General features: G+C 68.9%; 26 protein-coding genes and 1 tRNA gene. 9 read left to right on the top strand and 18 right to left on the bottom strand.

What is annotated here, in order from left to right:
- Positions 1-97 precede the first annotated feature (97 nt).
- The gene (locus AB0I15_RS11140) at positions 98-1,030 is read right to left on the bottom strand and encodes a LysR family transcriptional regulator (protein WP_358093054.1); all 933 of its coding nucleotides are present in this window, start codon (positions 1,028-1,030) and stop codon (positions 98-100) included.
- A 163-nt stretch (positions 1,031-1,193) separates the two neighbouring features.
- On the opposite strand from AB0I15_RS11140, the gene AB0I15_RS11135 reads away from it, so the two are divergent.
- On the top strand, positions 1,194-2,432 hold the full coding sequence (locus AB0I15_RS11135; protein ID WP_358093052.1) for a YbfB/YjiJ family MFS transporter: 1,239 nt from the start codon (positions 1,194-1,196) through the stop codon (positions 2,430-2,432).
- On the opposite strand, the gene AB0I15_RS11130 is transcribed toward AB0I15_RS11135, so the two are convergent.
- Positions 2,416-3,036, bottom strand: coding sequence for a TetR/AcrR family transcriptional regulator (locus tag AB0I15_RS11130; protein WP_358093049.1), 621 nt, complete (start codon positions 3,034-3,036; stop codon positions 2,416-2,418). The genes AB0I15_RS11135 and AB0I15_RS11130 overlap by 17 nt on opposite strands.
- Before the next feature lie 122 nt (positions 3,037-3,158).
- Between AB0I15_RS11130 and AB0I15_RS11125 the strand changes: the two genes are divergently transcribed.
- Together AB0I15_RS11125 and AB0I15_RS11120 are read left to right on the top strand one after the other, a co-directional pair.
- Positions 3,159-3,776 (top strand): TetR/AcrR family transcriptional regulator C-terminal domain-containing protein, encoded by a 618-nt coding sequence (locus AB0I15_RS11125; RefSeq protein ID WP_358093046.1) that lies wholly within the window; start codon positions 3,159-3,161, stop codon positions 3,774-3,776.
- A 10-nt stretch (positions 3,777-3,786) separates the two neighbouring features.
- Positions 3,787-4,401 (top strand): MSMEG_1061 family FMN-dependent PPOX-type flavoprotein, encoded by a 615-nt coding sequence (locus AB0I15_RS11120; protein WP_358093043.1) that lies wholly within the window; start codon positions 3,787-3,789, stop codon positions 4,399-4,401.
- Between the two features lie 67 nt (positions 4,402-4,468).
- Here AB0I15_RS11120 and AB0I15_RS11115 read toward each other — a convergent pair whose 3' ends face one another.
- Positions 4,469-4,882: a nuclear transport factor 2 family protein gene (locus AB0I15_RS11115; protein WP_358093041.1), complete on the bottom strand. Its 414-nt coding sequence runs from the start codon at positions 4,880-4,882 to the stop codon at positions 4,469-4,471.
- 88 nt (positions 4,883-4,970) lie between these two features.
- On the opposite strand from AB0I15_RS11115, the gene AB0I15_RS11110 reads away from it, so the two are divergent.
- Positions 4,971-5,411, top strand: a complete 441-nt coding sequence (locus AB0I15_RS11110) for a MarR family transcriptional regulator (protein ID WP_358093038.1) — start codon at positions 4,971-4,973, stop codon at positions 5,409-5,411.
- A 16-nt stretch (positions 5,412-5,427) separates the two neighbouring features.
- Here AB0I15_RS11110 and AB0I15_RS11105 read toward each other — a convergent pair whose 3' ends face one another.
- From AB0I15_RS11105 to galU, 14 genes are all read right to left on the bottom strand, one after another.
- Entirely contained in the window at positions 5,428-5,853 is a 426-nt protein-coding gene (locus tag AB0I15_RS11105; protein ID WP_358093036.1) for a hypothetical protein, read from the bottom strand.
- Between the two features lie 241 nt (positions 5,854-6,094).
- A complete protein-coding gene (locus tag AB0I15_RS11100) occupies positions 6,095-7,351 on the bottom strand; it encodes an SMI1/KNR4 family protein (protein ID WP_358093033.1) in 1,257 nt (418 codons plus the stop codon).
- Positions 7,352-7,513: 162 nt separating this feature from the next.
- Positions 7,514-9,076 (bottom strand): CotH kinase family protein, encoded by a 1,563-nt coding sequence (locus tag AB0I15_RS11095; RefSeq protein ID WP_358093031.1) that lies wholly within the window; start codon positions 9,074-9,076, stop codon positions 7,514-7,516.
- A gap of 9 nt (positions 9,077-9,085) precedes the next feature.
- Positions 9,086-9,763: a DUF4956 domain-containing protein gene (locus AB0I15_RS11090; protein ID WP_358093028.1), complete on the bottom strand. Its 678-nt coding sequence runs from the start codon at positions 9,761-9,763 to the stop codon at positions 9,086-9,088.
- 6 nt (positions 9,764-9,769) lie between these two features.
- The gene (locus AB0I15_RS11085; RefSeq protein WP_358093025.1) at positions 9,770-10,669 is read right to left on the bottom strand and encodes a polyphosphate polymerase domain-containing protein; all 900 of its coding nucleotides are present in this window, start codon (positions 10,667-10,669) and stop codon (positions 9,770-9,772) included.
- A gap of 90 nt (positions 10,670-10,759) precedes the next feature.
- Positions 10,760-12,220, bottom strand: a complete 1,461-nt coding sequence (locus tag AB0I15_RS11080; protein WP_358093022.1) for an ATP-binding protein — start codon at positions 12,218-12,220, stop codon at positions 10,760-10,762.
- Positions 12,217-12,918, bottom strand: a complete 702-nt coding sequence (locus AB0I15_RS11075; RefSeq protein ID WP_358093019.1) for a response regulator transcription factor — start codon at positions 12,916-12,918, stop codon at positions 12,217-12,219. Before AB0I15_RS11075 ends, AB0I15_RS11080 begins: the two co-directional genes overlap by 4 nt.
- A gap of 758 nt (positions 12,919-13,676) precedes the next feature.
- Positions 13,677-13,750: transfer RNA gene (locus tag AB0I15_RS11070), tRNA-Ala, on the bottom strand.
- 49 nt (positions 13,751-13,799) lie between these two features.
- Positions 13,800-14,387, bottom strand: coding sequence for a hypothetical protein (locus AB0I15_RS11065; protein WP_358093017.1), 588 nt, complete (start codon positions 14,385-14,387; stop codon positions 13,800-13,802).
- 124 nt (positions 14,388-14,511) lie between these two features.
- The gene (locus AB0I15_RS11060) at positions 14,512-15,165 is read right to left on the bottom strand and encodes a GNAT family protein (RefSeq protein WP_358093648.1); all 654 of its coding nucleotides are present in this window, start codon (positions 15,163-15,165) and stop codon (positions 14,512-14,514) included.
- A gap of 47 nt (positions 15,166-15,212) precedes the next feature.
- Positions 15,213-15,692, bottom strand: a complete 480-nt coding sequence (locus AB0I15_RS11055; RefSeq protein WP_358093014.1) for a MogA/MoaB family molybdenum cofactor biosynthesis protein — start codon at positions 15,690-15,692, stop codon at positions 15,213-15,215.
- Positions 15,689-16,165 (bottom strand): cyclic pyranopterin monophosphate synthase MoaC, encoded by a 477-nt coding sequence (gene moaC / locus AB0I15_RS11050; RefSeq protein ID WP_358093011.1) that lies wholly within the window; start codon positions 16,163-16,165, stop codon positions 15,689-15,691. Before moaC ends, AB0I15_RS11055 begins: the two co-directional genes overlap by 4 nt.
- Positions 16,162-17,349, bottom strand: coding sequence for a gephyrin-like molybdotransferase Glp (glp, locus tag AB0I15_RS11045; RefSeq protein WP_358093008.1), 1,188 nt, complete (start codon positions 17,347-17,349; stop codon positions 16,162-16,164). Before glp ends, moaC begins: the two co-directional genes overlap by 4 nt.
- A complete protein-coding gene (galU, locus tag AB0I15_RS11040) occupies positions 17,336-18,238 on the bottom strand; it encodes a UTP--glucose-1-phosphate uridylyltransferase GalU (RefSeq protein ID WP_358093005.1) in 903 nt (300 codons plus the stop codon). The genes glp and galU overlap by 14 nt, the downstream gene beginning before the upstream one ends.
- Before the next feature lie 24 nt (positions 18,239-18,262).
- Between galU and AB0I15_RS11035 the strand changes: the two genes are divergently transcribed.
- The 3 genes from AB0I15_RS11035 (at position 18,263) to AB0I15_RS11025 (ending at position 20,751) form a co-directional block, all read left to right on the top strand.
- Positions 18,263-18,832, top strand: a complete 570-nt coding sequence (locus AB0I15_RS11035; RefSeq protein ID WP_358093002.1) for a 5-formyltetrahydrofolate cyclo-ligase — start codon at positions 18,263-18,265, stop codon at positions 18,830-18,832.
- Between the two features lie 24 nt (positions 18,833-18,856).
- Entirely contained in the window at positions 18,857-20,362 is a 1,506-nt protein-coding gene (locus AB0I15_RS11030) for a potassium/proton antiporter (protein WP_358093000.1), read from the top strand.
- A gap of 68 nt (positions 20,363-20,430) precedes the next feature.
- The gene (locus AB0I15_RS11025; RefSeq protein ID WP_358092998.1) at positions 20,431-20,751 is read left to right on the top strand and encodes an FmdB family zinc ribbon protein; all 321 of its coding nucleotides are present in this window, start codon (positions 20,431-20,433) and stop codon (positions 20,749-20,751) included.
- A gap of 375 nt (positions 20,752-21,126) precedes the next feature.
- Here the strand turns inward: AB0I15_RS11025 and AB0I15_RS11020 are convergent, their stop codons facing one another.
- The gene (locus AB0I15_RS11020) at positions 21,127-23,094 is read right to left on the bottom strand and encodes an MFS transporter (RefSeq protein WP_358092995.1); all 1,968 of its coding nucleotides are present in this window, start codon (positions 23,092-23,094) and stop codon (positions 21,127-21,129) included.
- A gap of 110 nt (positions 23,095-23,204) precedes the next feature.
- On the opposite strand from AB0I15_RS11020, the gene AB0I15_RS11015 reads away from it, so the two are divergent.
- Both AB0I15_RS11015 and AB0I15_RS11010 read left to right on the top strand, forming a co-directional pair.
- A complete protein-coding gene (locus AB0I15_RS11015; protein ID WP_358092992.1) occupies positions 23,205-24,011 on the top strand; it encodes an S-methyl-5'-thioadenosine phosphorylase in 807 nt (268 codons plus the stop codon).
- Positions 24,008-24,598, top strand: a complete 591-nt coding sequence (locus tag AB0I15_RS11010; RefSeq protein ID WP_358092989.1) for an SAF domain-containing protein — start codon at positions 24,008-24,010, stop codon at positions 24,596-24,598. Before AB0I15_RS11015 ends, AB0I15_RS11010 begins: the two co-directional genes overlap by 4 nt.
- Positions 24,599-24,613: the final 15 nt, after the last annotated feature.

The following is a 24,613-nucleotide window of genomic DNA, read 5'->3' as shown; positions in this document are numbered from 1 at the left end:
GGGGGTCAACACACCGCTATGACCGGCTTCCTCGCTGCTGAGAGCCGCAGCCTCTCAGCCAGGCTCGTACGAGTCGGTCAGGCTCGTTACGGGCCGGTCAGGCTCGTACGGCCCGGTCAGGCTTGTACGGGTCACCGTCGGGCAGCCAGGCGTCCGGGGCCTGGATGCCGAGGTCGCCGACGTCACCGCAGAGCGCATCGACGACGTCCAGAACCGCGGCGCGGTCCTCGGCGCGCCGCCAGACCAGGGACCAGGTCCAGTAGACCTTCGGCGCGACCACGGGACGCCGGACCAGGTCGGGCGGCAACGGAGTGGTCTGACCCTTGGGGCAGTTGATGACCGGCCGCCCGCTGCGGCGGACATGGTCGAAGAAGGCGGGGCCGGTGATGCCGCCGTCGGAGATGCGTACCTCCTGGGCCCCGGTGTCACGGGCCAGGTGTTCGGCGTAGACGTTCCACGACGACCAGGAGATGGTGTCGTCGTCGAGGAGGATCAGGGTGTCGTGGGCGGGCACGTCGGCGGTGTCGTCGCCGGCGGCGACGGCGTAGAGCAGGTCGGCGCCGATGAGGCGGGCTCGCAGGCCGCGCTGCTCCAGGTCCTCGGTCCGGACCCAGCAGACGGCGAGGTCGAGGCTGCCGTCGGCGACCCGGGCGGCCTGCGTGTGCGACGGGGCCACCCACGCGTCGATGTGCAACTGAGCCACGGCGGCCGTGCGGGCGGTCAGGTCCGCCGGCAGCCAGTTGACGTAACCGAGCCGGACCGGCACCGACCCGGACAGCCGGCCGGCGCGCCGCTTGAGGTCGTCGGCGCGTTCGAGCAGGGCCCGCGTGTCCGGGAGCAGGGCGGCTCCGGCCGGGGTCAGCGTGACGGAGCGGCGGTCGCGATCGAACAGCCGGACGCCGAGGTCGCGTTCGAGCGCCTTGATCTGCTGGGACAGCGAGGGCCCGGCGATCAGGAGCCGTTCGGCGGCCCGGCCGAAGTTCAGCTCCTCGGCGACCGCGACGAAATAGCGCAGTTGGCGCAGCTCCACACCATCATGCTACGTCGGTGGGAGGCTGCGCCTATCAGCAGCGAGGAAGCCGGTCGTGGCATCCGCCCGGGTGGCAGACCCACGATAGGGCGTGGGACCTGGCCGATCGCCGCATGATCGGTGCCCGCCGCCCCGTACGCACCACCTCGCAAGGATTTTCGTCATGAGCGCACGCATCCCGCGCCGCTTCGCCGCCGTACCGGGCGGCCCGCCGCGCTCGCCGTGGGTCGACGTGGCCCAGGCCGCCGCCGCGCTCGCGACCGGTGTGGGGGTCGGCCGGTTCGCCTACACCCCGATCCTGCCCCTGATGCAGACCCAGGCTGGGCTGTCCGCCGGTGCCGCCGCGAACCTGGCCACCGCCAACTACGTCGGCTACCTCGTCGGCGCGCTCGCGGGCATTCTGGTGCCCGCCCTGGTCCGCTCGCCCACCGTCCTGCGCGGCTCCCTGATCGTGCTGGTCGCCACCCTGGCCGGGATGCCCGCCACGCAGAGCACGACCGTGTGGATCGTGCTCCGGCTGGTGGCGGGCGTGACGAGCGCCTTGATCTTCGTCATGGCGGTCAGCTCCCTCCTCAGCCACCTGCGCACCCATCCCGCCCACCTGCCGGGCTGGGCGTTCGGCGGGGTCGGCGCCGGCATCGCCCTGTCCGGCCTGCTCGTCCTCGGGCTGCGCTCGGCCGCCGACTGGCGGGCCGCCTGGTGGGCGTCGGCCGGACTCGCCGCGCTCCTGGCCCTGGCTTCGTGGAGCCTGCGCCCAGAAGCGGCGCCGGCCTCCGCCGCCGCCACCACGCAGCGGTCGAGTACGCGCACACATCGCTGGTTCACCGCCCTGTTCGCCAGCTACGCGCTGGAGGGCATCGGCTACATCATCGCCGGTACGTTCCTGGTCGCCGCGATCGAGTCGAGCGCGCCGGGCTGGATCGGCAGCGGCGCCTGGGTGCTGGCCGGTCTCGCGGCCGTACCGTCCTCGGCGCTGTGGGCCTGGCTGAGCCGGCGCTGGTCCCGCCCCGGCCTGCTGTGCGCCGCGCTCGTCGTCCAGGCGGTCGGCATCGCCCTGCCCGCCCTGATCGGCGGAGTGACGGCCGCCCTGATCTCCGCGTTCCTGTTCGGCGCGACGTTCCTCGGCATCAGCACCATCGCGCTGGCGGCGGGCGCGCACCTGCGGTTCCCGCGCTCGGTCGCCCTGCTGACGACCGGCTACTCGGCCGGCCAGATCCTCGGCCCCCTGGTGGTCACTCCCCTGCTCGGCCACGGCTACCGCCAGGCCCTGATCGTGGCCGCCGTCGTGGTCCTCGCCGCCGCCCTGGCGGCCGCCGTTCTCCGCATCGGCTTCCCGCACCACATGCCCGCCGAGCACGCTTCCGGCCAAGCGCTCGTGCCCGGGGTCAGATACCGGCCGTAGCCTCCCGCGGCGGGCGAGCGCCGAGCAGGGCCAGGCAGTTCGACCACAGAGGGCCGAGCCGGTGGGTGTTGTTGTAGAGCTTGGCGAACAGCACCTGTCCTTCGAGCTGGGCGACGACGGACCGCGCGGCCTCCCGGGTGTCGGCCACGGTGACCTCTTCGCGGTCGAGTGCCTCGGCGATGACCGAATCGACCATCTCGACCTGCGCGTCGAAGATCTCCTGCAGGCGCGTACGGATGGCCTCGGTCTGGTTGCTCAGCTCCAGGGTGAGGTTCCCGAACAGGCAGCCCGACACGGTGCCGCAGCTCTGCTGGCCGGCGAGCTGCCCGGCCGCCGTCTCCTCGAAAAGCCGCCGCAGCCGCTGCATCGGCTCCGCGTCGCCGGTCAGGATGCGCGTCCAGTCCCGCCTCTGCCCGGCCCAGTGCTCGTCGATGACGGCCAGGGCGAGGACCTCCTTGGACTCGAAGAAGTAGTAGAAGCTCCCCTTCGGCACGCCGGCCGCCTTGCAGATCTCGGCCACCCCCAGCGCGGAGTAGCCACGCAGCTCGATGAGCGACCGCGCCGCGTCGATGATCTTCTCTCTGGCGTCGCTGGTCCGTCCCATGCCGCCCATCGTACGTCCGGATACTAGACCGGTCGCCTAGTATCACGCCCTAAGTTGTGACATAGCTCACTTGAACATCGTTCAGCTTGAACGATGTTCAAGTTCGGTGCGACACTCCAGGTATGCAGTTGAAGCGTGCGGACGTGGTGACCGGGGCCCTGTCCCTCCTCGACACCGACGGCCTCGACGGGCTGACCATGCGCAAGCTGGGCGCGCGGCTCGGAGTGCAGGCCGGCGGCATCTACTGGCACTTCAAGAACAAGGAAGCGCTGCTCGGCGCCATGGCCGACCGGATCGTCGGCGAGGTCACCGAGACCCCGCTCACCCCCGGCCCCTGGGACACGCAACTCACGGAGATCGCCCACCGCCTGCGCCGCGCCCTGCTCGCCCACCGTGACGGCGCCCGCGTGGTCGCCGGCACGTACGTGGTGGAGCCGAACACCGTACGCGGCGGTCACCAAGCCGCACGAATCCTCACCGACGCGGGCTTCCCACTCGACCGGGCCGGCTGGGTGATCTTCGCGGCCATGTACTACGTCCTCGGCCACACGATCGAGGAGCAGGCCCAGCGCGCCGCCGGCGACTGGGAGCAGCGCGGAACGGACCTGGCCGACACCGAACTGCACCGCGTGATGGACGGCGTGATCAGGGCCGACCCCGAGGAGCGCTTCGCGTACGGCCTGGAGCTCTTCATCGACGGCGTACGCCTGCGGCTCGCGGCGGCCCAGGCCGACCGATAGGAGACAGAGCATGACGAAGACCATCGGCACGGTGGCGGAACTGCGCGAATACGTCAAACCACCACTGCGCGTCATCGCGGACAAGGGCATCGACCACATCGACGCCGAGTCGCGCCGCTTCATCGAACTCAGCCCGTTCTTCCTGCTGGCGACGTCGGCAGAAGACGGAACCTGCGACGTCTCACCTCGCGGCGACCCAGCGGGAGGCGTCCTGGTGCTCGACGACCGCACCCTGGCCTTCGCCGACCGGAAAGGCAACCGCCGCCTGGACAGCCTCGAGAACATCCTCCAGCGCCCGCACGTCGGCATGTTGTTCCTCGTGCCCGGCTCGGGAGACACCGTACGCGTCAACGGCCGCGCCCGGATAGTCGCCGAAGCCCCTTACCTGGAGCGCATGATCATGCAGGGCGTAACCCCCCAACTGGCGGTGGAGGTAAGCGTCGAGGAACTGTTCCTGCACTGCAGCCGCGCCTTCGTCCGCTCGTCGCTGTGGGACACGAGCAGTTGGCCGGAGCCCGGAAAGGTGCCGAGCGCGGGAAAGATCGCCCGCAGCCAATCCGGGCTGAAACTCCCGGCCGCGATGTTCGACGCCGTCCTCAACCACGGAGCCCGCAACCCGTACTGAGCCGTCGCGGACCTCACAGCCGCCGCCCGGCGTCCCCGTCCCGGCCGGCACCGGGCTCGAATGGCCATCAATCCTGGCGTGTCCAGGCGAGCATGATCCGTGCCTCGCGGAATCGCCAGCCCGCCGGTGTCCGTACCGCGGTGGAGGCCAGTCGCAGGCCGCTCGTCTGGTGGGGTGGCCGGCCGTCGCGGTAGAAGTACACGAGCGAGTTCGCCGACGTGGCCGCCTCGTCGCCGTTGACGTTGACCAGCAGGTCGTTGGTCATGTGCTGGGCGTGCTCCCCCTCGACGTGAGCCTGCCGCATGAAGGCGACGACCTTGTCGAGGCCGTCGAGCCGGCCGCCTCTCGGCGAGTGCACCACCACGTCCTCGGTGTAGACGGTGCCGGCATCCTCGTAACGCCCCTCGTCGAGCAGGCGGCCGAGGCGGGTGAACAGGTCGGCGATCTCGATGCGGTCGGCGATCAGGGTGTCCGTGGACATGTCGTCCTCTTTCGTTGGTGACGCCAACATTGGTAGCGCCAACCATACACATATTCATTGGGGACGCCAACAATGTAGGGTGGCTGTCGTGGAAGAGACCCCAGCGCGCCTGACCGCGCGGCCGAGCTGGCTGCTCACGCAGGTGGCGGTGCACGCCCACCGGCTGGCGTCCGACAGCTTCGGCGAGGTGGGCGCGCGCGGCTACCACTACCGCATCCTGGCCGCGCTGGACGAGTTCGGGGTGGCCAGTCAGGCCGAGATCGGTCGCCGCTGCAGCATGGACCGCAGCGACGTCGTGGCGGCGATCAACGAACTGGCCGCGCAGGGGTTCGTCGAGCGGACGCCCGACCCGGGCGACCGAAGGCGCAACATGGTGAGCCTCACCAAGGCGGGCGATCAGCAACTGCGGCGCATGGATCGAGCGCTCGACAAGGTGCAGGACGACCTGCTCGGCCCGCTTCCGGCCGAGGACAGGCAGACCTTGACCCGCCTGCTCACCCGCCTGCTCACGCACCACCAACGGGGGTGAGGAGCCGGTCGTCGTTCTAGGAGGGCAGCCAGGGCAGCACACAGTCGCCTGGCGTGCCTTGGGTGGCCAGGTCGTACAGGGTCAGGGCGACCGGCCCGGCGGCCGAGACGGCGATGGTGAGCACCAGGAGGAGGAGCTCCAGCCACACGCGGCCGGCCACGCGTGGCAGCCGGGCGATTAGCTGGAAGGGCAGCGACGTGAGCGCCGACACCACCGAGACGGCCGGGAAGAAGACGAAGCGGCTCACCACCCAGAAGGATCCGGCGAAGTTCTCGCCCGAGCTCAGGTCACCGGCGCAGTAGAGGTGCGCACGGGCTACCAGGTGGACCTCGAGCAAGGTGCCGACGGTCGCGAACGCGAGCGCGATGATCACGGGGAAGCCGCAGCCGAAGGCCCAGCGGATGTCGCCGGCGCTCGTCGAGTTCCTTCTCTGATCGAGCACACCGCCATCAAAGCAGGCCGATATGCGTCCAGCGAGTGATCAATGTGGAGATCCGGTGCACGGCGGTGTCGTGGTCGGCGGGTGGGGCTGTCCGACGATGCCGCCTCGGCCCGCAGGCGCGCGGCGGTGACGGCGTCGGACAGGCCGGTGGTGACGAACGTCCAGTCGAGGTCGGCGAGCCGCACCGACTCCGGCGGCGAACTCGTCACGACGACGAACGCGGGACCTGAGACTCAAGCGTTCAGACTGCCGGCGAAGGAGGCTCGTCGACGGTGACCCAGGCCGTCGAGAGCGGCCAGTCGCGTTCGGGGCGGTGGGGGTGGATGCCGATGACGGCCAGCGGCGGCAGGTCGTCGAGTTGCGACAGCTCCCGCCATTGGTCCTGGGTCACCTCCAGGTACCGCAGTCCCTTCAGCTCGGTCACCGTGGCGATGTCGGCGACGGTTGCCGCCGCGATGTCCAGCGCCCACAGGTGCGGCGCCGAACGGAGCGGAGCCAGCTCGACGGGCCGCGCGCAGGTGACCGACAGTGACCGCAACTCCCGGTTACGGGCCGGCGCCGTCAGATCGAGCGACTCCCCATCGAGCTCCAGATATTCCACCGGAAGGCCACCGAGTGGGGTCAGGTCGGGGGAACCCTTGCTCGACAGCGCCAGCGAACGCACGTCGGGCACCGCGGCGAGGAACGCGCAATCCTCCACGTCGGTCACCCGGACCTCCTGCACACGTGGACCGGCCTGCACGGCCTGCTCGCGGGAGGGCGGGCCGCCGATGTACGTGGCGTGCTCGCCGGGCCGCTCCGGCAGGTCCGCGTCGATCCACAGGCTCTCGTCGTGACAGCGATGGTCACCGCGTTCCAGCGCCTCCACCAGGCGGCGCAGGAACGTGGTCACCGAGTCGGCGATGTACGCCGGCCCGTACGTGCAGTCGACCCCGACCGAGATGACCTGCCCGGGACGACCGTCCGGCCCGGGATCCATGTCCACGGCGAGCCAGTTGCCCCCGGTGTCGCACGCGAACCGGATCCAGCCCGGACGCAGCGGCGACCTCCGGACGGCATTCGGTGGCCAGGCGTCGAACACCGTCTGGCGCCAGGGCTCGTACTGCCATTCCCGCGCGATCTCGAGCCACTCGTCGTCCAGGTCGTCGATCTCGGCGAGAGGGAGCCACTCCTGGCGGTCGAACAGCGGGTTGATCAGGTCGCCATCACCGTCGGCGATGGCGTACAGCGCGCGGAGGTCCGGAGGCAGCGGGACACCGAGTTTCTCCTCCGCCTCGGCGAGATCCTCCTCGCTCGCGGGCCCGGGGAGCTCCTCCTCGTAGCCGAGGATCTGCGCCATCAACCGCCGGTAGTGGTGGAAGAGCCGCACCGCCTCGTCCGGATCGCCGGCGGGCACCGCGGACTCAGGCCCTCCCTGCTCGTCACCACGATCGGGCGGAACGAACTCTTCGTCGATCACATGAAGGATCGGCGGCTTCTGCCGGGAGGATGTCGCCATGCCACCGCAACCTAGCAGCCGCCCCCGACCAAAGGCCGGGAGCCGCTGGACAGCGGATCGCCACGGTGCTGCCGGCCCTTGGCAGCCTCGGGCAGGTGCCGCTCCCGCGCAACTGATGGGTCCTTCGGGGCCGGCCCCGGCGGACCCATCATCGCGAACACGTCAGGAGCCGCCGATCGCCTTGTCGGAGCTCAGCGTCTTGGCCCGGGTCTGCAGGAACGTACGCAGGGTCCGCGCCTCGGCGTCGACCTTGGCGGTGTCGGCCTTCTCGTTCCGCTTGTAGGCGGCGACGAGGTCGTCGAGCAGGCCGGAGGCGGTGCCGCTGCTCAGCAGCTTGGTGTGCAGGGCGCGATACTGCTCTTCGTAGAGCTTCTTGAAGGTGGCGTTCTTGAGGAACTTCTCCTTCAGGGGATGACCCATGCGCATCATCCCACCGCCCCCTGGCCGCTCCTGCTGCCGGTCTTGCTGCTGATTCGGCTGAGGGCGGCCACGGCCGAAGCCGCCCATCCCGATCGTGTCGTTCACGCCACTCGTGGCGTCGCCGTTGAAGGCGAGGTTGAGGTCCCACGTGATGACCTTGAACTTCTTGGTGCCCGCGTCATACCACAGGTAGTAGTTGCGGCCAGGCCCGGCCATGTCGTCGAAGTTGACCATGATGTTCTGCAGGACCAGGTAGCGGGCGAACGACTCCACGTCCAACCGGTCGGCCAGGCCCTCGGCGAACTCGGCGTCGGAGGCGTCGTTCACCCATTTGACCAGATCGATGACCGGCTGCAGGTCCTTGCCGCCGACCTTGTTGATCTGCTTGAAGTCGGTGGTGTACTCGGTCTGGTCCTCCCCCTTGTACGTGAAGGAGCCGCTGGCCAGCGACTTGTACAGCACGCCGTCGCCGAGACCTTCCGCGTAGCCCACGTCCAGGTACTCCACCACCAGACGCGGCGTCGAGGAGCGGCCGTTGACGGTGAAGGAGCTGTAGGTGGAGCGCTGGGTCGGCTCACCGGCCGCGCCGACCATCGAGATGCCCAGTGCCTCGTTCAGCATCGTCGTCGAGCCCATCGCGGCCGGCCGTACGGCCACCTGGCTGTGGCCCTGGTAGCGGCGGCCCTCCACGAACTCGTCGAAGCTGATCAGCCACGGCAGGTTCTCCGGCTCCTCGGCCTTCAGGCTCGAACCGAACATGCCCCCTCCAGGCGGCCCCCCGTTACCCTGCGGCTGCCCGTTGCCGGGCGGTTGAAAGCCCTCAGGCGGCCGGAAGCCTGCAGGTGGCTGGAAACCCTCGGGCATCCCTTCGGGCCGCTGCCCGCCACCGGGCATCACCCTGCGCTTGGACTGCCCTTTCCAGGTCAGCCCTCCCAGAGTGGAGTTGCCCTTGAGCCGGACTCCCACACTGGGGATCCGGGTGCCGTCGATGGTCAGGTCGGCTTCGACGTACTTCTTCTCGCCCTCCTTGAAGTACTCGGTCAGCATGTCCTCGTACGCCTGGTCGGTGAAGGTGAGCTTCACCTCGTGCGCCACGGAGGCGTCGAACAGGTCCCTGGCGCCGGTCAGGTTCGTGGTGACGGTGTCGGCCTCGGCGGCCTGGGCCGTGGTGACGTACGGGCGGATCGTCCCGCTGCCGAACACGCCCCAGCACGCCGCCAGGAACGCCACGCACAGCGCGACCAGCTTCCAGTTGTGCCGGAGTTCGACCGGGATGCGATGCCTGAGCTGCTTGGACTGTGCCATGTGCCGGGCCTACAGATCGGTCTGGTCGTACCCGGTCAGGACGGTGACCGACTGGCCGTGGTTGCGCTCGCGCAGCCCGGCGATGAGGTCGGCGGGCTCGCTGCCCTTCTTGATCTTCACGGTGTACATCAGCTCGGTGAGCGCGCCCGCCCTGATCGACTCCATGCTGACCAGCTCGAACTCGTCGGTGTGCCGGATGAGCACGTCCTGGATCGTGTGCGTGTAGTCGTCGTCAGAGGGGACCTGCACCTTGACGACCTGGCGGCGCACGTTGAGCTGGAACCAGTTGAACCGGTGCATGACCATGATGATCAGCGAGATCGCCACGGCGGCGACGACGCCCAGCAGGTAGAAGCGGGTGCCGACGGCCATGCCGACGCCCATCACCAGGAAGATGAACCCGACGTCGCGGGTTTCCTTGATCGCGTTGCGGAACCGGACCACCGACAGGGCGCCGACCAGGGCGAAGGCGCGGGCGATGTTCGAGCCGACGACCAGCATGATCAGTGAGATCAGCATGCCCAGGATGACCAGCGTCTGCACGTACGACTGGCTGTAGGAGACGTTGCGGTGCGTCGCCCGGTACACCCAGCCGATCATGGCGCTGAGCACGAACGACAGGGACATCGCGATCGCGATGTCGGCCACGCTGAACGTGCCGGACAGGTCCTGGAAGGAGAAGTCCATGGGGGGTCAGGCCTCCGAGAGAACGGTCGGCCGGTCGCGGCCGAGGTCGAGGTCGTGGTCGGGAACGTGGAAGATCGAGCGCGGGGCCAGCCCGTGGGCCTCCACGCTCTGGCAGTACTTGGAGACCCGCACCACCTGCATGTTCCGCTTCGCGGTCAGGTCGGTCAGCCAGTACGGCACCCGCTCGTTGGCCTTGACCTCCACGATCGACTTGCGGGCGGGCACGATCAGCCGGTTCTCGGAGTCGGCGCCGAGGTGGAAGTCCCGGTCACGGCCGCGGATGCGCTGGTCGAAGGTGACGCGCAGCCCCACGTCGGCGTCGCGGCCCAGGTACGCGTGCCGCTGGTAGCCGGTCATCGCGACGGCCCGCAGGTCCAGGCGGAGCACCAGGTCGAGCACCTCTTGCAGGAAGGCCCGCTGAGAAGGATCGTGCTCGACCATCCGCCGTCCGTCGCACAGCCGCAGCGCGTCCCGGTACGGCAGGCAGACCCGGCGCTTCTGCGTGACCCGGTTGACCCGCTGCTTGATCTCGATGAAGACCGGCGTGCCGTCCGCCACGCCGAACCGGTCGCCGTAGTGGCGGATCCGCAGTTTCCTGCGGAACTTCAGGCCCTCGATCTTCTCCCAGTAGAAGCGGAGTTGCCGGGTGTCGTAGTAGACGCTCCAGATGCCGTAGCCCGTGTCGCCGCTGTGACGGTCGCGATCCAGCCGCTGCTCGATCTCGTCCCTGAGCGCGGCCGCCTCCGACGCGTCCACGAGATACTTGATCTCGTACCGGTTGAAGGCGTGCAGCTTGCTCGGTGCCCGCAGCCGGTGACCTTGGTCACCGCCCGTCTCCACGCCGGAAACCGGCTGATCACCGCTGTCGGCTGCGGAAACGGCTGGTTTGCGGAACCTTTTCAGCATGTCCCTCCTTTCGTCAGCACACATCTGACAGCACGAAGCTGGGAATACTGTGTGAACCGTGCCTGACGCGAAGGTGAACGACCGATGTGCTCAGCCGTCCTGAGGCTGCTCCAGCGGTAGGACGACGCGGAAGGCGGAGCCGCGGCCTGGCGTGCTCGTCACCTCGATCCGGCCGCCGTGCGCCTGCACGAGCGCCGCGGCGATGGCCAGGCCCAATCCCGTTCCGCCGCTGTCGCGCGAGCGGCCCGCGTCGGCCCGGTAGAACCGGTCGAACAGGTGCGGCACGTGCTCGGGGTCGATGCCCTCCCCCTCGTCGCCCACCTCGATCAGCGCGGCCCTGACGTGCGGGACGGGCCCGGAGCCGGCGTGCACGACCCCGGAGGCGGGGGCCCCGGCGACCGCGCGCAAGCCGACCTCGACACGTATCTCCGTCCCCGGCGGAGTGTGCTGGATGGCGTTGCCGACCAGGTTGGCGATGACCTGGTGCAGGCGGTGTTCGTCGCCGAGCACGAACACCGGCTCATCGGAGACGATCAACCGGATCGGCCGCTCGCGGTCGCGGGCCCGGGCGGCGTGCACCACGTCCCCGGCCAGCACGTGCAGGTCCACGACGCTGGGCTCCAGCGTGGGCTCCTGGTCCATCCGGGCCAGCAGCAGCATGTCCTCCACCAGGACGCCCATGCGTGCGGCCTCGGCCTCGATCCTGCGCAGCAGCCGCTCGGCCACCGGATCTCTGGGGCCCTGGCCGTGGTGGTAGAGCTCGGCGAAGCCCCGGATGGAGGTGAGCGGCGTGCGAAGTTCGTGCGAGGCGTCGGCGACGAAATGGCGCAGCCGCCGCTCGGAGCGCTCGAACTCGCGGAGCGCGGTCGCCAGGCGCTCCAGCATGACGTTGAGCGCCCCGCCGAGCCGTCCCGTCTCGGTGTTCGGGTCGGTGTCGCTGACCCTGCGGTCGATGTCACCGCCCGCGATGGCCTCGGCGGTACGCTCCATGCGCGTCAGCGGGCGCAGCCCCAGCCGTACCACGGCGAGAGCGAGGGTGCCGAGCAGCAGCAGCACCAGACCGCCCACCGCCACCTCGATGACCAGGATCTGGTGCACGGTCGCCCGGTTGGGCTCCAGCGACATCGACACCGCCATGCGCCCGCCGTCGGGCAGGCTCTTCACCAGCACGCGCCACCGCTCCGGCCCCGTCCTGGCGGACACGTCGACGGGACCCCGGGGGACCGCGGAGATCACCGAGGCGGGGATGGCCGGCCCGTCGGGGGTCTCGGCGGGCAGGCTGCGCAGCAGGCTCCCGGAGGGAGCGTAGAACGCGATCCTGAACTGCGTCGGCAACTCGGCGCCCCGGCCCATGTCGACCGGCGGCGGAGGCGGCGGCACCGGGCGCCGGCCGAAGGTGGCGGCCACCTCGGTCAGTTGAGCGTCCAGTTTGGTCTGCAGCGAGTGACCGAGGAGCAGCAGGCTCGCCGTGGCGAAGGCCGCCAGGCCGGCCGCGCACAGACCGAGCAACGCGGCCAGCAGCCGATGTCGCAGGGGCCAGGCCGACCTCATGACGGCCCCTGCAGCCGATACCCGACACCACGCAGCGTGTGGATCAGCGGCGGGCCCTCGGCGTCGATCTTCCGCCGCAGATAGCTGATGTAGGACTCGACGATCCTGCTCTCGCCGTCGAAGTCGTAGTCCCACACCCGGTCGAGGATCTGCGCCTTGCTGACCACCCGTTCGGCATTGATCATCAGGTATTTCAGCAGGCTGAACTCGGTCGGTGACAGATGGATCGCCCGCCCGGCCCGCCGTACGGTGTGGGCCTGCTCATCGAGCTCCAGATCCGCGTACCGCAGCACGCCGTCGTCGATCTGCTCCTCCACCGGCCGCATTCTGCGCATGATCGCCCGGAGCCGCAGCACCACCTCCTCCAGGCTGAACGGCTTGGTCACATAGTCGTCGCCACCGGCGGTCAGCCCCGCGATCCGGTCGGGCACCGCGTCCTTGGCGGTCAGGAAGAGCACCATGGGGCTGTCACCGGCTTCGCGCAGCCTGCGCGCGACCGCGAACCCGTCCAGGCCGGGCATCATCACGTCCAGGACGACGATGTCGGGCCGATCCCGGGCCACCGCCTCCAGCGCCTGGCGGCCGTCCGCGGCGGTCGTCACGGCGAAGCCGTTCAGCTCCAGCGCTTCGGACAGCAGCTCGCGAATGTTCGGCTCGTCATCGACGACCAGCACTCTTGCGGCAGGTTGTTCGTTCACGACATCGTTCTACGCGCTCGCGGTGAGAGAAAGGTGTGAGTCGCCGCCCATGGTGTCCCGCGGGCGGGTCGAGCAACTCGTTCTCCACCTCACCCCACAGACTGCAGCGTGAGGTGAAGCCACTGCGCCGGGATCGGGTTGTGACTTCCGACCATGGCCAGGGCTGTCTGGTACCGCTCAACGAGTTGATGGAGTTGTGGTGCGCCTTCAAAGGTGAGGTGCCAGGTGTAGACCAGACGGCCCGGCCGCCAGCCTTCTCGGGGCCACCAGTGGGAACGAACCTCGTCCGCATGATGAATGCTCATGGGCCTGCCTCAGATCTGGGAAGGCGAGTCCGAGACGTTCGCCTCTGGGTCGATCAGGTACTCCTCGATGATGGTTACCCATTCTGCGGGCCAGATCGACCCTGAGACTTCCAGACCGCCCGGGCGGTGTGGATGACGTACATGACCTGCGCACCCTGCCTCAGACCGAGGGTGACGGTCTCCTCCGGAGCGGCACTGCGGGCGATCGATTGGTCGCGGGCGTGGTGGTCGCCACTGAGGTCTTCCACACAGAGGGGAGAACCTCTCGCTTTTCGAGGTACGTTCCGCGAGCGATGTCGGCCGGAAGGTAGCTGGCCCCGATCTCTTGGCTGGCCGGAAGCCCGTGGAGAAGGTCGAGCTGCTTCCCAGTGGACGAGGACGTACGGGAGAGCTAGTCACCCAGCAATGCGAAAGGCCGCTTCCAGGGCGTTGGAAGCGGCCTTTCGACCTAGGTGGAGATGAGGGGATTCGAACCCCTGACCCCTTCGATGCGAACGAAGTGCGCTACCGGACTGCGCTACATCCCCTTGGCCTCGACTAGGTTAGCAAACTCCGGGGGGTCCTCGCGCCACCGTTTCAGTCGCCCACCGCCCGCTTGGGCGGTTCGGCGTACTGATCGAACAGCACGTCCGCGTGCATCGCCGCGAGATCGATGATCTCGGCCTCCGCCTCGGCCGCGACCCGCCGCTGCTCGCGTGCCCGCCGCTGCCGCTCAGCGCGCGCCTGACGGGCCCGTTCGCGCCGTTCCGTGTCCACCTGTACGGCGATGCGCAGAAACGTCATGTACGCCAGCATGATGACCACAGAGGGCGCCACGCCCCACCACGGGATCATCTGCACCGCGGCCGTCACGATCGAGGCCAGCACCAGCAGCAGGGTGAAGAAGAGCAGCCGCCGCCGGCGGGCCACGATGATGGCGCGGCGGCGGAAGCGGAACTGGCGGACGTCGACCTTCTCGATCTCGGCGATCGAAGCCCCGTCGTAGTCGTCGGTGACATCCGAAGGCGCCAGGTTGTCGAGGTCGGGCAACTGGTGCTCGCCGGTGTAATACTCTTCCAGCTCGGCCAGCTCGGCCAAATTCGTCTTGTCCTTGCGCAGCCACATCGGGATGAGGACGCAAAGCCACATCACGACGATGGCCAGATAGAGGAGGACGCTGCTCACGACCACCTCCGGGCAGCATGAAGACGCAGCCGTGCTCGTCGCGTCTTCGATGTGCTCACGTCACGCACCGTAAGACCGCGTGTCACTGATTGACGAGTATTCGGTGCGGTGTGTCGCGAGATCGTCAAACCTCTTCGACAGAAGAACCCCCGTGAGCCGCTGACTCACGCGCGCGACGCCACTGCACGAGCAGCCCGCCAGGTACGTCCTCGACGGTCAGCGCGTAGCAAATGTGATCGCGCCAGGCTCCATCGATGTGGAGTTGGCGACGCCGAATGCCTTCTTCCCTGAATCCCAACTTCTCAACCACCCTACGGCTGGCTTGGTTCTCGGGACGGATGTTCGCTTCCAGCCGGTGCAATCCGGTGGTGAAAAAACAATGATCAACAGCCATGGCGAGCGCGGTGGGCGTGATCCCGCGGCCGGCCAGCGCCCCGTCGATCCAGTAGCCGACCTGGGCGGAACGGGCGGATCCCCACACAATGGCGCCCACGGTGAGCTGCCCCGCGAACCGCCCCTCGTACGTCACCACCCACGGCAGAGCCAGCCCCTGCCTGGCCTCGCGGCGCAGGGTGCCGACCATGGAGATGTAGGGCCCTAGCCCCGTCCTGAACAGCGGGGTCTCAGGATTGCTGGGCTCCCAGGGGCGTAGCCAGTCGGCGTTTCGCAGCCGGGTCTCGCGCCACACTCGTACGTCGCTCAGCCGTAGCGGCCGGAGGCCTACCGGACCTTCATTCAGGGTCACCGGCCAGCCACGAAGTCGATCCACGTCTCTCATCATCCCCCCATCGGGCACGATGTCGCCACGGATCATTGATTCGATGGTCAGCGGGGGTGATCGCCGCCCCGAATCTGATCAACGGCGTGCCGCAGAATGGGCGCGAGTACGGCCACGCCGTCTCGCACACCACCGGATGATCCGGGCAAATTAATGATCAAGGTATTACCTGCCTGCCCGGCCAATCCCCGGGACAGTACGGAAGTCGGCACCTTTTCGCGATTCGCCAGCCGGATGGCCTCCGCGATACCAGGAATTTCCCGGGAAATTACCCGGGCGGTCATCTCGGGCGTCAAATCCATCGGCGTCAACCCGGTGCCCCCGGTGGTCACGATGACGTCGTAACCGCCCTCGACCCCGTCCCGCAGCGCCTTCTCGACCGGCTCGCCGTCGGGCACCACCACGGGCCCCTCGACCTCGCACCCGGCCTCCTGTCGCAGCAGCTCAGCGAGCAGCGGCCCGGATTTATCAGCATAAATCCCGGCGGACGCCCGGTTCGACACCGTGATCACCAGCGCGCGCGTCATGCCTGCTCCCGCGTCCACCGGCCGGTCTTCCCGCCCAGCTTCTCCTCCACGCGCACGTCGGTGATCACCGCGGCCGGGTCCACCGCCTTGACCATGTCGATCAGGGCCAGCGCCGCCACCGAGACCGCCGTCAGCGCCTCCATCTCCACACCCGTACGGTCGGCCGTCTTCACCCGGCACGTGATCGCCACGCCCCAGTCTTCGACGTCGAGCGTGACCTTGACCCCGTGCAGCGCGATCGGATGGCAGAGCGGGATCAGGTCGGGGGTGCGTTTCGCCCCCATGATCCCGGCGATCCTGGCCACCCCGAGCGCGTCGCCCTTGGGCACCTCGCCCGACCGCAGCAGCTCCACCACCTCGGCCGACAGCAGCACCCGTCCGGTGGCCGTGGCCGTACGGGCGGAGATGTCCTTGGCCGAGACGTCCACCATGCGCGCCGCGCCGGTCTCATCGATGTGGGTCAGCTCACTCACAGCCGGATCACCTCCACGGAAGAACCGCCGGCCACCTCGGTCACGTCCTCGGGCACCACGATCAGCGCGTTCGCCAAGGCCAGGGCGGCGAACTGGTGCGAGCCCTGCCCGCGCACCGGCGTCACCGTGCCGTCGCCCTCCAGCACGCCGCGCAGGAACGACCGCCGCCCGGCCGGCGAGCGCAGTGGGCCGGTGACATAGGCGGTGACCGTCTCGGGCAGGCCGGCGGGCAGGCCGCGCATCTTGGCGAGCGCCGGACGTACGAACAGCATGAACGACACGAAGGACGACACCGGATTGCCGGGAAGGGTGAAGATCGGCACTTGATCCTCCCCCAGCACGCCGAAACCCTGCGGCATCCCCGGCTGCATCGCCACCTTCTCGAACCGGACCGTGCTCAGCGGCGACAGAGCCTCCTTGACCGGCTCGTAGGCCCCCATCGAGACCCCGCCGCTGGTGATGATCGCGTCGGCCCGCACGAGATGCGTGTCGAGCCGGTCGAGCAGCACCTTCGGGTCGTCCCCGACGGAACCGGCGCGGTAGCCCTCGGCCCCCGCCTCACGTACGGCGGCCGTCAGGGTGAAGCTGTTGGAATCCCAGATCTGCCCGCGCTCGAGCGTCCCGCCCGGTTCGACCAGCTCCGCGCCGGTCGAGATGACCACGACCCGGGGCCGCGGCCGCGCCCAGACGCGCCGCCGCCCCACTCCGGCGATGATCCCGAGTTGCGCGGCGCCGATCAGGGTGCCCGGCTCGAGCACGACGTCACCGGCGTGTACGTCCTCCCCGGCCCGGCGGATCGCGTTCCCGGCCTCGGCGCGACGATCGATCCGTACGGAGACCGTCCCCCCGTCGGTCCACTCCACCGGCACCACGGTGTCGGCCCCGGCCGGCAGCGGCGCCCCGGTCATGATCCGCACGGCGTGCCCCGGCCCGACCGCCCGCAGCTCCACGGACCCGGCCGCCACGTCGTCGATCACCGGCAAGGTGACCGGAACGTCCGCGATGTCCTCGGCCCGCACCGCGTAGCCGTCCATGGCCGAGTTGTCGAACGGCGGCAGCGGCACCGGCGACGACACCTCTTCGGCCAGGGTCGCCCCTAGGCTCTGTTCGAGCTCCAGCTCGATGGGGGCCAGCGGACGTACAGTGGCCAGGATCTCGGCCAGATGCGCGTCAACTGATTTCATCAAGGAACTCCCGCAGCCACGGCACGAACTCCGGCGCCAGATCCTCCCGATCCGCCGCGAACTTCACCACCGTCCGCAAATAGTCGAGCTTGTCGCCGGTGTCATAGCGCCGCCCGCGGAACAGCACGCCGTGCACCGGCCCGCCCTCGTCGGGGCTACGCCCGGCCAGCGTGCGGAGCGCGTCGGTGAGCTGGATCTCGTTGCCCCGCCCCGGCGGCGTCTCCTCCAGCACCTCGAACACCGCGGGGTCGATCACATAACGGCCGATGATCGCCCAGTTGGACGGCGCCTCGGCGGCCGACGGCTTCTCGACGAGGTCGGTCACGCGGACGACGTCGTCTTCGGAGGTAGCCTCGATGGTCGCCACGCCGTACAGGGAGACCTGCTCCTTGGGGACCTCCATCAGCGCGATCACGCTGCCCCCGTAGGTCTCACGCACCTCGATCATCCGCTTCAGCAGGTGATCGCGGTGGTCGATCAGGTCGTCACCGAGCAGGCAGGCGAACGGATGATCACCGACGTGCTGTTTCGCGCAGAGCACAGCGTGGCCGAGGCCCTTCGGCTCACCCTGACGTACGTAGTGGAGCGTGGCCAGCGAAGCGGGCTCGCGAACCTGGGACAACCGCTGCTCGTCACCCTTGGCCTCAAGGGCTTCCTCCAGCTCGAACGCTCGGTCGAAATGATCCTCAATAGACCGTTTGTTCTTGCCGGTGACCATCAGCACATCGAGGAGCCCGGCGGAGGCCGCCTCCTCGACGACATACTGGATCGCGGGCTTGTCGACGATGGGCAACATCTCTTTCGGTGTCGCCTTGGTCGCAGGAAGGAACCGGGTGCCCAGACCCGCGGCGGGCACGACGGCTTTCGTCACAGGGTCGAAGTCAGCCATGAGTAGACCCTAGTGGAGGGACCTGTGGACAAGCTGAACCTCCGTCGCGAGATGAACGCGGCGCGTACCGACCTCTCCCCCGAACAACTACGGGCAAACGCCATCAAGGTCCGCGAAACGCTGCTCGAACAGCCGTGGGTCCAGATGGCCGGTCTCGTGGCCTGCTACTGGTCAGCGGGGTCGGAGCCGGAAACACACGGACTCGTGTTCGCTCTCTGGAAACATGGAGCCACAGTTATCCTCCCTGTCCTTCGTGAGGACAATGACCTGGATTGGGCGGTGTACGACGGGCCCGACACCCTCGCTCCGGGCCGCTACGGGATCATGGAACCGGTGGACACCCGCCGGGGCGTCGAGGCCGTCCGCACCGCCGCGCTCGTGATCGTGCCGGCGCTGGCGGTCGACCGGCGGACGGGCGTACGCCTGGGGCGCGGTGGCGGTTCGTACGATCGAGCCCTGGCGAGGGTCGGCCCGAACGTCCCGACGGTCGCTCTGCTGCACGACGGCGAGCTGATCGACGGCGTCCCGGCCGAGCCCCATGACCGCCAGGTCCGGTATGTCATGACGCCATCGGGACTCACTAGTCTTATGTGACCGCAGGTACGAGAGGGGAGCCAGATGACACTTGATATCTGGCTCCTTCTTGGTGCCGTGATCGTGATCGCGGCCATCGCCTCCGTACGCATCGCGCATCGCAGCGGTCTGCCCAGCCTTCTGGTGTTCCTGGGCTTCGGCCTGCTTCTGGGGGAATCAGGGTTCGGAATCCCTTTTGACTCCCCGGAGCTCGCCCAGCAGATCGGCCTGACCGCGCTGGCGGTGATCCTGGCCGAGGGCGGCCTCACCACGACCTGGTCCCACGTACGCCGTTCCGTCCCCATGGCCCTGATCCTGGCGACACTGGGCGTGGCGGTCAGCATCGTCGTGCTGGCGCTGGCCGTACAGGGACTTTTCGGCATAGACCGGACCACGGCGCTGATCCTCGGCGCCGTGCTCGCCTCCACGGACGCCGCGGCCGTCTTCTCCGTGCTGCGCAGGCTGCCGCTCCCCCCGCGGCTGGCGGGCGTGCTGGAGGCGGAGTCCGGGTTCAACGACGCGCCCACGGTGATCGCGGTCGTGCTGCTCAGCAGCTCGTCGCACTCGTCGGCGACATTGGGAACGTTCCTGCTGGAGACCACGGTCGAGTTGATCATCGGCGCGGCGGTCGGTCTGGCGATCGGCCCCGCGGGCGCGTACGCGCTGCGCCGCGTCGCCCTCCCCGCCTCCGGCCTGTACCCCATCGCCGTGCTCGCGCTCACCTTCGTCTCGTACGGCGGCGCGGTCCTGCTGCACGGATCCGGCTTCCTCGCGGTCTACCTGACGGCGTTGATCCTGGGTAACTCACGCCTGCCGCACCGGGCCGCGACCAGGGGATTCGCCGAGGGCGCGGCCTGGCTGGCGCAGATCGGGCTGTTCGTCATGCTCGGCATGCTGGCCAGCCCCGAGGAGATGCCGTCGGCGATCGTGCCCGGGCTGATCACCGGGACCGTGCTGGTGCTCGTGGCGCGCCCGCTGTCCGTGGTGGTGAGTTCGCTGGTGGCGCGTGTGCTGCGGCTGGGCCGGGTGAGCTGGCGCGACCAGGCGTTCCTGTCGTGGGCCGGGCTGCGCGGCGCGATTCCCATCGTGCTCGCGACCATTCCCTGGGCGGCCGACGTCGACGGCTCCAAGGAGATCTTCAACCAGGTCTTCGTGATCGTCATCGTGTTCACCCTGCTCCAGGGCCCGACGCTGCCGTTCGCGGCGCGCCTGTTCGGGGTGGCCGCCCCCGGCGAGATCCACGACCTCTCGGTGGAGTCGGCGCCACTCGAGGAGCTCAAGGCCGACCTGCTCCAGATCAAGGTCCCACCCGGTTCGCGCCTGCACGGCGTGGAGATCTTCGAGCTCCGCCTGCCCGCCGGCGCCGCGGTGACGCTCATCGTCCGCGACGGCAAATCCTTCGTGCCCTCCGCGACCACCAGGGTCCGCGTGGACGACCAGCTCCTCGTGGTCGCCACCGCCGCCTGCCGCGACCAGGTCGAACGCCGCATGCGCGCCGTGAGCCGCAGCGGTAAGCTGGCCGGCTGGTACGGAGAGCGGGGGTTGGAATAGGTGTTTGACCCAATCGGTTACCATTAGCAGTCGCATCGCTCGAGTGCCAAAGCTTGAAGGAGGAGCGCGTGCCGACCTACCAGTACGCCTGCAACGACTGCGCTGAGCAGCTCGAGGTCGTCCAGAAGTTCACCGACGATGCGTTGACGGTGTGCCCGACCTGCGAGGGCAACCTGCGGAAGGTGTTCTCCGCCGTCGGCATCGTGTTCAAGGGCTCGGGCTTCTACAAGACCGACAACCGCGCGTCGTCGTCGACCTCGCCGTCCGGCAACTCATCGGGCAACTCGTCGTCGAAGCCCGCCGAGACCAAGTCGTCGGACTCGGGTTCGTCCAGCTCGTCGAGCTCGACGTCCACCTCGTCCGCCGCCCCGGCCGCGGCATCGACCTGACCCCACACCCCCCGGATCCACACCGCTGACACGGCCGCCCACGGCGGCCTCAGCCTTTTCCGGTGCCTGACACCACTTCACGCAGCCTGCGACCAGCGCGTGATCGCCTACCGCGCTCTCAGGCCTTCAACTGCCGCGTGAACCCCTGACGCGCCCTCGGCAGGATCGCCCCAGCCTTCGACGGGCGACGTACCGCTGCCTCCAGCAGCCCGACGGGCCATGTTGGCCCACCACCTTCATGCGGCCGACCACCCCGGCACACCACCATCTCTTCGTGCACCCACGTCACCATCCACAACGGGATGGGGGACCGGAACGGACCCGCACACGCGCCACTCAACACACCGGCCACGGCCAACTCACCACCCAGCCCCCTTACCGAGGGCGATCGACCTGCGCCCCAAGAAGCTCCGGCGCGATCCGATCCACCAGCCGTTCAAGCTGCGGATGTTCCCCCCAATCAGCCACCAACCTCCTCAACCCTTCCTTCGAACACCGCAACATCCGCACAGCCGCCTCCTCCCCCTCCGGTGTGAGCCGCAGCGCGTCCCCATCATCGGACCGCCACACCAGCCCACGCTCCACCAGTTGATCGACATAAGGCCGCCCGTGCTCCCTGCTCACGTGGGCCCGCTCAGCCAGCTCCGCGCCCTTGACCCACCCCTCCCCGCCCAACCTCGCAATGATCCACACCCCTTGCGGCGCAACGCCGACCAACCCCGCCAACGTCCCAAGCCGGTCGTAATATCCCCGCCGTAGATCCGCGTCGGCCAGCCGCATCAACCCCCTCTCCACCTCGGCCAGTGAAGACCGCTCGGTCGACGTCGCCCCCATCCCCTCCCCCAGATCCGCGGCCTTGGTGGTCTCCCGAAGCCGCGCCTGCGGAATGAACCAACTGAGCAAGAACGCCCCCGCCATCACGGGTGCCGCCATCCGGAAAACGGCCGCGATCGCATCCGCGTACACATGCAGAAATCCACCTGCCAGCTCCCGCGGCAACCGCTGAATGACGGTCGGATCCTCCTGAATCGTCGCCGGATCGAACCCGGGCGGCAGCCGAACCCCCCGCAGCACCTCCCGCAGATCATCGTTCAACGTGGCACTGAACGCCGACCCCAGCGTCGCCACCCCGAACGACCCCCCGATCGACCGGAAGAACGTGGCCCCCGACGTGGCCACCCCCAGGTCCTTGAAGTCGACCGCGTTCTGCACCACGATCACCAGCACCTGCATGGTCATCCCCAGCCCGACCCCGAGCACCAGCAGGTATACGCCCATCGTGAACAGACTGCTCTGCTCGGTCATCGTCGCCAGCAGGAACATTCCCACCGACGCCACCGCCGTCCCGGTGATCGGCAGGAACCGATATCTCCCGGTCTTCGAGATGATCTGCCCGCTCACGATCGACATGGTCAGCATGCCGGCCATCATCGGCAGCAGATAGATCCCCGACGCGGTCGGACTCACCCCGTGCACGACCTGCAAATACAGCGGCAGGTACGTGAGCGCCCCGAACATCCCGAACCCCACCACGAACCCCACGGCCGACGACATCGCGAACGCCCTGACCCCGAACAGCCCGAGCGGCAGCACCGGTTCGGCCGCCCGCCGTGCGACGAGCACCCAGCCGGCCAGCAGCGCCACCGCCGCCCCCGCCAGCCCCAGGATGACGGGATCGCTCCACGCGTACGTCGCCCCGCCCCCCGTCGTGACCAGCACCAGGCACGACGTGGCCCCGCCCAGCAGCACAACGCCCGCGTAGTCGATCGTGTGCCTGGTACGCGTGTCGTCCCCCGGCAGCACGGCCGCGATCACGAAGAGCGCGACCGCCCCCAGCGGAAGGTTGACGTAGAACACCCAGTGCCACGACAGGTGATCGACGAACAACCCGCCCAGCAGCGGCCCGACGATGCTGGAGACGGCGAAGACCGCCCCGAGGAACCCCTGGTACCTCCCTCTTTCCCGCGCCGAGACGACATCCCCCACGATCGCCTGCGCCAGCACCATCAGCCCGCCTCCACCCAGCCCCTGGACGGCGCGGAAGCCGATGAGCTCCCCCATGTTCCGGCTCAGCCCGCAGAGCGCCGACCCGACAAGAAATACGCAGATGGCGGCGACGAAGAGCTTCTTACGCCCGTACTGATCGCCCAGTTTCCCCCAGAGCGGCGTCGAGACGGTCGAGGCCAGCATGTAGCCGGTCACGACCCACGACAACTGCTCCAGCCCGCCGAGGTCGCTCACGATCGTCGGCAGGGCCGTGGACACTATCGTCTGGTCGAGCGCCGCCAGCAGCATGCCGAGCATAAGCGCGACGATGATGAGCCCGAGGCCCTGTTGCCGCATGCGGCGATCCTACTCTTCGTACTGGTGTGCCTACGCGACGCGACCGAGTTATCCACAGAACCGCATTCTGGTCGCTCACACCCCTCGCCGCCCCGGCTACTCTCTCGGCCATGGTCACTCGCGCAGACATCGGCGTCATCGGCGGTTCCGGCTTCTACTCCCTGCTCGACGACGCGGAGCAGGTCGAGCTCGACACGCCCTATGGGCCACCGAGCGACATCGTCACAGTCGGGCACATCGGTTCGAGATCCGTGGCGTTCATCCCCCGGCACGGCCGCGACCACCGCTACCCGCCGCACCGCATCCCCTATCGTGCCAACCTCTGGGCACTCCGCAAACTCGGTGTCCGCCAGGTGCTCGCCCCGAGCGCCGTGGGTTCACTCAAAGCCGAATACGGCCCGGGCGCCCTGGTCGTCCCCGATCAGCTCGTAGACCGCACCTCAGGCCGCCCCCAGACCTACTACGACCAGGACGGGGCGGTCCACGTCTCGTTCGCCGACCCTTACTGCCCGTCGGGCCGGGCCGTGGCGGTCGAGACGGCCCGTTCCGGCGGCTGGGAGACCGTCGACGGCGGCACACTCGTCGTCATCGAGGGCCCGCGCTTCTCCACCAGGGCCGAGTCCCAGTGGTTCGCGCGCAACGGCTGGTCGATCGTGGGCATGACCGGCTTCCCCGAAGCGATCCTGGCCCGCGAGCTGGCCCTCTGCTACACGTCCCTGTCCTTGGTGACCGACCACGACGCCGGGGTGGAGACCGGCCAGGGCGTGACCCACGACGAGGTGCTCAAGTTCTTCGCCCAAAACGTCACGCGCATGCGCACCCTGGTGGCGGAGACCGTCCAAGCCCTGCCCGAGGAACGCACCTGTCCCTGCGGCTCGGCGCTCGACGGCATCGAGTCGTCCTACGAGCTCCCGTGATCCAGTCCTGGCTGCGCCGCTACGGCCGTCGCCGCCGCCTCATAGCGGCGGCGCTGGCCGGCCTGGCCGTCATGACCGCATTCCTGGCCACCCGCCCCGCCACGGCCCCACCCGTCCTGGTGTCCACCCGCGACCTCTCCCCCGGCCCCATCCGCCCAGGCGACTTCGCGGCCATCTCCCTCAATCATCCGCCCGCGGGAGCACTGCGCACCGCCCCGACGGGCCAGACCCTGGCCACCCCCATGCGCAGAGGCGAACCGCTCACCGACGCCCGCCTCCTGACCTCCTACCCCCTGCCACCGGGCCTGGTCGCCACCCCGGTCCGCATAGCCGACGCCGCCGCGGCCGCGCTCCTCACTCCCGGCACCACGATCAGCCTCCTGGCCCCCTCAGCGGAGGGCACAGCCCACTACGTCGCCTCAGACATAACGGTCCTGACCATCCCCACCTCCACCGCCAGAGGCGGCACGACCGGCAGCGGCGCGTTGATAGTCCTCGCGACGACCTCGACCCAAGCCGCAGCCCTGGCAGCCGCCCAAACCCACGACCGCCCTCTTTCGATCACCATCAAAACTAACCGACAGTAATCACTCGGCTACGAT

The sequence above is a fragment of the Nonomuraea sp. NPDC050643 genome, assembly GCF_040654715.1.
In the GTDB taxonomy this organism is placed as follows: domain Bacteria; phylum Actinomycetota; class Actinomycetes; order Streptosporangiales; family Streptosporangiaceae; genus Nonomuraea.
Note: the sequence above shows the minus strand (reverse complement) of the source record. Positions and strands in the feature narration are given on the sequence as shown.

Bases quoted from the DNA above. Each gene is read 5' to 3' on its own strand.
- AB0I15_RS11100 (WP_358093033.1), bottom strand. From the start codon at position 7,351: ATGGCGACATCCTCCCGGCAGAAGCCGCCGATCCTTCATGTGATCGAC.
- AB0I15_RS11095 (WP_358093031.1), bottom strand. From the start codon at position 9,076: ATGGCACAGTCCAAGCAGCTCAGGCATCGCATCCCGGTCGAACTCCGG.
- AB0I15_RS11080 (WP_358093022.1), bottom strand. From the start codon at position 12,220: ATGAGGTCGGCCTGGCCCCTGCGACATCGGCTGCTGGCCGCGTTGCTC.
- AB0I15_RS11090 (WP_358093028.1), bottom strand. From the start codon at position 9,763: ATGGACTTCTCCTTCCAGGACCTGTCCGGCACGTTCAGCGTGGCCGAC.
- AB0I15_RS11060 (WP_358093648.1), bottom strand. From the start codon at position 15,165: ATGAGAGACGTGGATCGACTTCGTGGCTGGCCGGTGACCCTGAATGAA.
- AB0I15_RS11020 (WP_358092995.1), bottom strand. From the start codon at position 23,094: ATGCGGCAACAGGGCCTCGGGCTCATCATCGTCGCGCTTATGCTCGGC.
- AB0I15_RS11135 (WP_358093052.1), top strand. From the start codon at position 1,194: ATGAGCGCACGCATCCCGCGCCGCTTCGCCGCCGTACCGGGCGGCCCG.
- galU (WP_358093005.1), bottom strand. From the start codon at position 18,238: ATGGCTGACTTCGACCCTGTGACGAAAGCCGTCGTGCCCGCCGCGGGT.
- AB0I15_RS11130 (WP_358093049.1), bottom strand. From the start codon at position 3,036: ATGGGACGGACCAGCGACGCCAGAGAGAAGATCATCGACGCGGCGCGG.
- AB0I15_RS11085 (WP_358093025.1), bottom strand. From the start codon at position 10,669: ATGCTGAAAAGGTTCCGCAAACCAGCCGTTTCCGCAGCCGACAGCGGT.
- AB0I15_RS11015 (WP_358092992.1), top strand. From the start codon at position 23,205: ATGGTCACTCGCGCAGACATCGGCGTCATCGGCGGTTCCGGCTTCTAC.
- AB0I15_RS11030 (WP_358093000.1), top strand. From the start codon at position 18,857: ATGACACTTGATATCTGGCTCCTTCTTGGTGCCGTGATCGTGATCGCG.
- AB0I15_RS11125 (WP_358093046.1), top strand. From the start codon at position 3,159: ATGCAGTTGAAGCGTGCGGACGTGGTGACCGGGGCCCTGTCCCTCCTC.
- glp (WP_358093008.1), bottom strand. From the start codon at position 17,349: ATGAAATCAGTTGACGCGCATCTGGCCGAGATCCTGGCCACTGTACGT.
- AB0I15_RS11120 (WP_358093043.1), top strand. From the start codon at position 3,787: ATGACGAAGACCATCGGCACGGTGGCGGAACTGCGCGAATACGTCAAA.
- AB0I15_RS11055 (WP_358093014.1), bottom strand. From the start codon at position 15,692: ATGACGCGCGCGCTGGTGATCACGGTGTCGAACCGGGCGTCCGCCGGG.
- AB0I15_RS11115 (WP_358093041.1), bottom strand. From the start codon at position 4,882: ATGTCCACGGACACCCTGATCGCCGACCGCATCGAGATCGCCGACCTG.